This is a genomic window from Sutterella seckii (genome assembly GCF_009183815.1).
Taxonomy (GTDB): Bacteria; Pseudomonadota; Gammaproteobacteria; order Burkholderiales; family Burkholderiaceae_F; genus Sutterella; species Sutterella seckii.
In genome coordinates this window covers 1-5002 of record NZ_WEHX01000130.1, presented here as the reverse complement: position 1 = coordinate 5002, position 5002 = coordinate 1, and the positions used below count along the sequence as shown (strand labels likewise).

The window sequence follows — 5002 nt, the reverse complement described above, 5'->3', positions numbered from 1 at the left end:
AAAGGGCAGTAAATGTCCGGGATTCCGGGTCAAAACCTAATGCCGGCGGGTCAACTTTGAAGTGTCCGAAAATGGGTCAAAAGTGGTGTCCTCCAACACTTGGGAAAATCATGCTGAGTGGTGATTCATAAATAAAATCAGGAATTCCGTCAGTATTTTGAAACAATGAGCCATGACCAGAATCGATCAGTTTGCCCGTGTGCTTGTGGATGCACCCGGCCTTCCGCCGCTTGATTACCGGGTGCCTGAGGATATGCTCGCGGCTGCGGGTGATCTGGTTCTGGTTTCTCTGGGTGCGCGCAGGGTTGTGGGCGTGATTGCGGAACTCCATTCAGCTTCGGATATAGAGTCTCGCCGGCTGAAGAGCATTTTGAAGAATTTGAAGATAACGGCACCCCTCGGTTCTGAATGGCTCCAGCTTACGCGATTTGCGGCTTCTTACTACATACGTTCATGGGGAGAGGCAGCGCTTCCGGCAATACCGCTTGCGCTTCGAAGGGCTCCTACCCCGCAGCAGGAAAAACGCATAGCCGGCATACGCAATGTCATGCCGAAGATCAATGCATGCCTGAAAACCCAAGCGGCAGCACCAAAGCTCAATGATGAGCAGAGTGCCGCAGTTAATGCTGTGCTGTCGCAGGAAGGCTTCGCTTCTTTCCTGCTTTTTGGCGTGACGGGATCCGGGAAAACAGAGGTATACCTTCATTTGATGGACGCCGTGCTGAAGGGAGATCCTGAAGCTCAGGTCCTTTTGCTTGTACCGGAAATTAATCTGACTCCGCAGCTGGTGGACCGTGTTCGTGCCCGTTTCCCTGCAGAAGTTGTCGCAGCGCTGAATTCAGAATTCACAGAAAGGGAAAGAGCTGCAGCATGGCTGGCTGCACATGAGGGGAAGGCAAGAATTCTTGTGGGCACGAGAATGGCTATCTTTGCCAGCATGCGCCATCTCAGACTCATTCTGGTTGATGAAGAGCATGATCACTCTTATAAAGCCGGGGACGGACTGCGCTACAGTGCTCGCGACCTTGCAGTCTGGCGCGCGTCCCGGCTTCAGTGTCCGGTCGTCCTGGGATCCGCAACGCCGTCGCTTGAAAGTTGGGCTAAAGCTCAGTCGGGAGCCTATAAGCTTCTCACGCTTACCAAGCGTGCGGCTCAGCATGCTCAATTGCCGGCAGTTGATTTAACGCCTCCGCCGATTAAGGGGGCGCGCAGCATGGTTACCGAGGTCTCGCGGGAGGCGATGGAGTCCTGTCTGGCAGAAGGCCGACAGGTACTGGTGTTCCTCAACCGCAGGGGATATTCGCCAGTGCTTTCGTGTCCTGCCTGCGAATGGGTGAGTACTTGTGCAAGGTGTTCCGCCTTTACGGTCTACCATAAGCGCGAGAATGCGTTGATCTGTCACCATTGCGGATGGAAGCGATCAGTGCCGGAAGCCTGTCCGCAGTGCGGCAATGTGGATATTTTGCCGAGAGGTACCGGAACAGAACGCATTGAAGAGGATCTCGCGGTACTTTTCCCTGGCAAGCGGATATTGCGCATTGATCGCGATAGTGCGTCTAAAAAACATGCCGCAGAAGAAGCGTTTAAAAAAGTTCACCAGGGTGAAGTGGATATTCTTGTCGGCACTCAGATGGTCGCGAAGGGACATGATTTCCAGAATGTAGGTCTGGTGCTGGTACTTAATCCAGATGCCCAGATATTGAGTCCCTCCACACGAGCTCGCGAACAGCTTTTTGCCACGCTGATGCAGGTTGCCGGACGTGCCGGTCGTACGGGTGAGCGGGGGCGAGTGATGATTCAAACGCGCTTTCCGGAGGACCCGCTTTTTGCCGCTCTTGCGCATCAGAATTATGTGGAATTCGCAGAAGATGCTCTCAGAGAGCGCAGAGAGAGTGCGGGCGTCCCCTTTATTCGTCAGGCGCTTTTGACGGCAGAAGCCGACATGCTTTCGCAGTCACTCGGTTTTCTGGAAGCAGCTGCGAATGCAGCTCAAAAGATTTGCGGCGATTCCGTGCTTGTATACGATCCTGTTCCTATGCCTTTAGTAAGACTCATGAATAGGGAAAGAGGACAGCTTCTTGTTGAAAGTGCGGATCGGATGGCGCTGCATCGCTTTCTCGTTGAGTGGAGCTCAATACTGATGAAGCTCCCCAAGTCAGGGAAGACTACATGGGCGCTTGAGGTTGATCCCCTCGAAGCATGAAGCTCTGTATAATCAGAAACCTCCTCGCGTGGTGAAATGGATATCATACGGCCCTCCGAAGGCCGTGTCTCAGGTTCGACTCCTGACGCGAGGACCAATTTTTTTTGAGCTTTTTTTAGAGAAACTCAAGTTCTGTTATCCCGTACCGCTCCCAGATGCGGCGCGGGATTTTTTGTGTGGTGGATTAGCTATGAAAGTGCCAGTAGAAGTGCTTGTTCACAGCAAGACGAAGACGCTTGAGCTTGCTTATGAGGACGGTACGCGAGCGATTTTCCCATTTGAATTTCTGCGAGTGTTTTCTCCTTCGGCCGAAGTTCAGGGACATTCACCGGAGGAAGCCGTGCTTCAGGTCGGCTGCGCAACGTTGGCTTGCGGGGTGTGGAACCGGTCGGGCAGTATGCTCTCAGGCTGATGTTCGACGACGGGCATGACACTGGAATTTATAGCTGGGACTACTTTGAAAAGCTTCGCGTTGAGCATGATGCGCTGTGGGGCGCATATCTTGAAGAGCTCGCAAGCGTCGGTGCTTCGAGAGACCCGGCTGATCCTGCAAATGCACCGTTTCTTGCCCGAATGAAACCCAAGAAGACCTGCAGCCATGGATAAAAAGGCAGAGAAGATGGAAGAAAAGCCGAAGAGCAATTCAGCTTCCGAAAAGCATCAGATTGATTTTGGCTTCAGCCAGATCGACGAAGCCGAAAAGGAAGAGCGAGTACGCCATGTGTTCGACAGCGTGGCGAAAAAATACGATCTGATGAACGATCTCCTCAGTCTCGGCATGCACAGACTCTGGAAGCGGCGCTGCATTGCCAGCGCTGCCGTCAAGCCCGGCATGAAGGTGCTGGATATCGCCAGCGGGACGTGCGATCTTGCCATGGCGTTTGCAAGGCTTGCGGGAGATGAAAACGTTACGGCGACAGACATTAATCACGAAATGCTCGCATGCGGACGAGACCGCATGCGCGCACACGGCATGCGCTCGAACGTAGTGCTTGCCGACGCGGAGCGTCTGCCCTTTGATGAAAATTCCTTTGATGTCGTGACGGTTTCCTTCGGCATCCGAAATATGACGCACAAGGATCGGGCTCTTAGAGAAATGCTTCGCGTGCTCCGTCCGGGCGGAAAGCTGTTGGTTCTTGAATTTTCGCGCTGTTCAGCTTTTTTAAAGCCTTTTTACGACTTTTACTCTTTCCATTTCATGCCCTGGCTGGGGGGAAAAATCGTCTCGGATGCGGCGTCCTACAGGTATTTAGCGGAATCCATCCGCATGCATCCGAATCAGCAGGCTTTTGCAAAACTCATGACCGACGCAGGTTTTTCTGACGTGAAATGGCACAATCTGACATTCGGAATCTGTGCATTGCACATCGGGAAGAAAAATTGAAAGAAGCTCGATTACCGGGATGCCCGATGATGTTTGAGGAAAGCATTCCTGCGCAGATCAGATCAAAAAGGAAAGACCAAGATGAAAAACCTCGTAGCAGCTCTCGTAGTCTGCGTCGCTCTTGCAACCGCGTCCTTTGATGCAGATGCAGCCAAGCGATTTGGCGGCGGCGGCAGCCTCGGCCGTCCTGCCCCGACTTTTTCTCAGAAAGCTCCGGCAGCTCCTGCTGCGGCCCCCGCAGCTCAACAGCGTCAGCAACAGGGAGCAGCTCAGCGCCCCGCCACGACTCCGCCTGTGCAGCAGCCGTCCATGATGGGACGCGTGCTCGGAGGCATCGCTGCAGCGCTTGGCATTACCGCGCTCCTGTCCATGCTTGGTCTCGGCGGTGCTGGTCTTTCAGGCATCATTACGGTACTGCTTCTTGCTGTCGTCGCCTTCTTTGTAGTGCGCATGGTCCTTTCGCGCCGGCGTCCTCAGACTCAGACTGCGGGAGCCACAGGAGCTTCCTCCGATCCTTTTGCAGCTGCTCGCCCGGCGGAACCTTCGCGCCCGATGGAGTCGCAGGCAATGCCTGAACCTCAGAGCTGGCAGCAGCCTTCCGGACAGGCGCCTCGTTCGGGAAGCGTCATGGATCAGCTGATGGGGGGCAATGGATCGGCCGCCGCAGACGCCAATCCGGTGGACGTGACGCCTGCTGATTTCGATCGCGCAGGCTTCCTCAAGGCAGCGCGTGAGAACTACATCAAGCTCCAGAAGGCATGGGATACCGGCAACGTCATGGAGATTTCGGACTTCACCGACAACGACATCTTCACGGCTGTTACGCATCAGCTCCGTGAGCGCAAGGGTGAGGTCTACAAGACGGAAGTTGAAAAGCTTGACAACGAGCTTCTCGGCATTGCTCAGGAAGGCAAGGAGTACTTTGCCAGCGTGCGCTTTACCGGACGTCTTGTCATCAATGGCGAGGCGGAAGATCTCGATGAAACTTGGGTTCTTTCGAAGCCTGTTGAGGGAGATCGCGGCTGGTTGCTCTGCGCTATTCGCCAGAACGGCCCCACGGCTTGATAGCTAGAGGAGAGAGGTGATTTGCCTCTCTCTTATCTAATTGAATACGCTGCGTTTTCATTGAAGCGCGGCGTATTTTTTTTGATCTCGATGAAACATTGCCCGATTGCTGCCGCTTAGTCGGGAAAAACGCGCCTTTCTGAAGGAACGCATCGGCGCATTGATTCCTACAATGCGCGAAAAAATCAAATCCTTCTTGGATTTTCCGTTCAACGTCGTTTTTATAAGGACATAAAAGGGATGACGCTGACTGGTTTTGTTCTGCTCTATCTTTTCGCAACCGTTGCGATTGGCGTGTGGGCCTCCACCCGCGTGAAGAGCACCAGCGATTTTGCACTTGCCGGACGCAG

The 5002-nt window shown here is 53.9% G+C and carries 4 protein-coding genes, 1 tRNA gene and 1 pseudogene; 5 read left to right on the top strand and 1 reads right to left on the bottom strand.

Annotated features, from left to right (window positions below):
* Positions 1–172 precede the first annotated feature (172 nt).
* The 5 genes and pseudogenes from priA (at position 173) to GBM95_RS11035 (ending at position 4652) form a co-directional block, all read left to right on the top strand.
* On the top strand, positions 173–2203 hold the full coding sequence (gene priA, locus GBM95_RS11055) for a replication restart helicase PriA (RefSeq protein WP_152159145.1): 2031 nt from the start codon (positions 173–175) through the stop codon (positions 2201–2203).
* A gap of 22 nt (positions 2204–2225) precedes the next feature.
* Positions 2226–2300: transfer RNA gene (locus tag GBM95_RS11050), tRNA-Arg, on the top strand.
* Between the two features lie 93 nt (positions 2301–2393).
* Positions 2394–2809 (top strand): annotated as a pseudogene (locus GBM95_RS11045) (gamma-butyrobetaine hydroxylase-like domain-containing protein).
* A gap of 13 nt (positions 2810–2822) precedes the next feature.
* On the top strand, positions 2823–3587 hold the full coding sequence (gene ubiE / locus GBM95_RS11040; RefSeq protein ID WP_152159146.1) for a bifunctional demethylmenaquinone methyltransferase/2-methoxy-6-polyprenyl-1,4-benzoquinol methylase UbiE: 765 nt from the start codon (positions 2823–2825) through the stop codon (positions 3585–3587).
* An 81-nt stretch (positions 3588–3668) separates the two neighbouring features.
* Positions 3669–4652 carry a Tim44 domain-containing protein gene (locus GBM95_RS11035; protein ID WP_152159144.1) on the top strand — a complete coding sequence of 328 codons (984 nt, stop codon included), beginning with the start codon at positions 3669–3671 and terminating at the stop codon, positions 4650–4652.
* Between the two features lie 57 nt (positions 4653–4709).
* Here the strand turns inward: GBM95_RS11035 and GBM95_RS12405 are convergent.
* A partial coding sequence (locus GBM95_RS12405) for a hypothetical protein (protein ID WP_193222681.1) occupies positions 4710–5002 on the bottom strand: 293 nt, incomplete at its 5' end.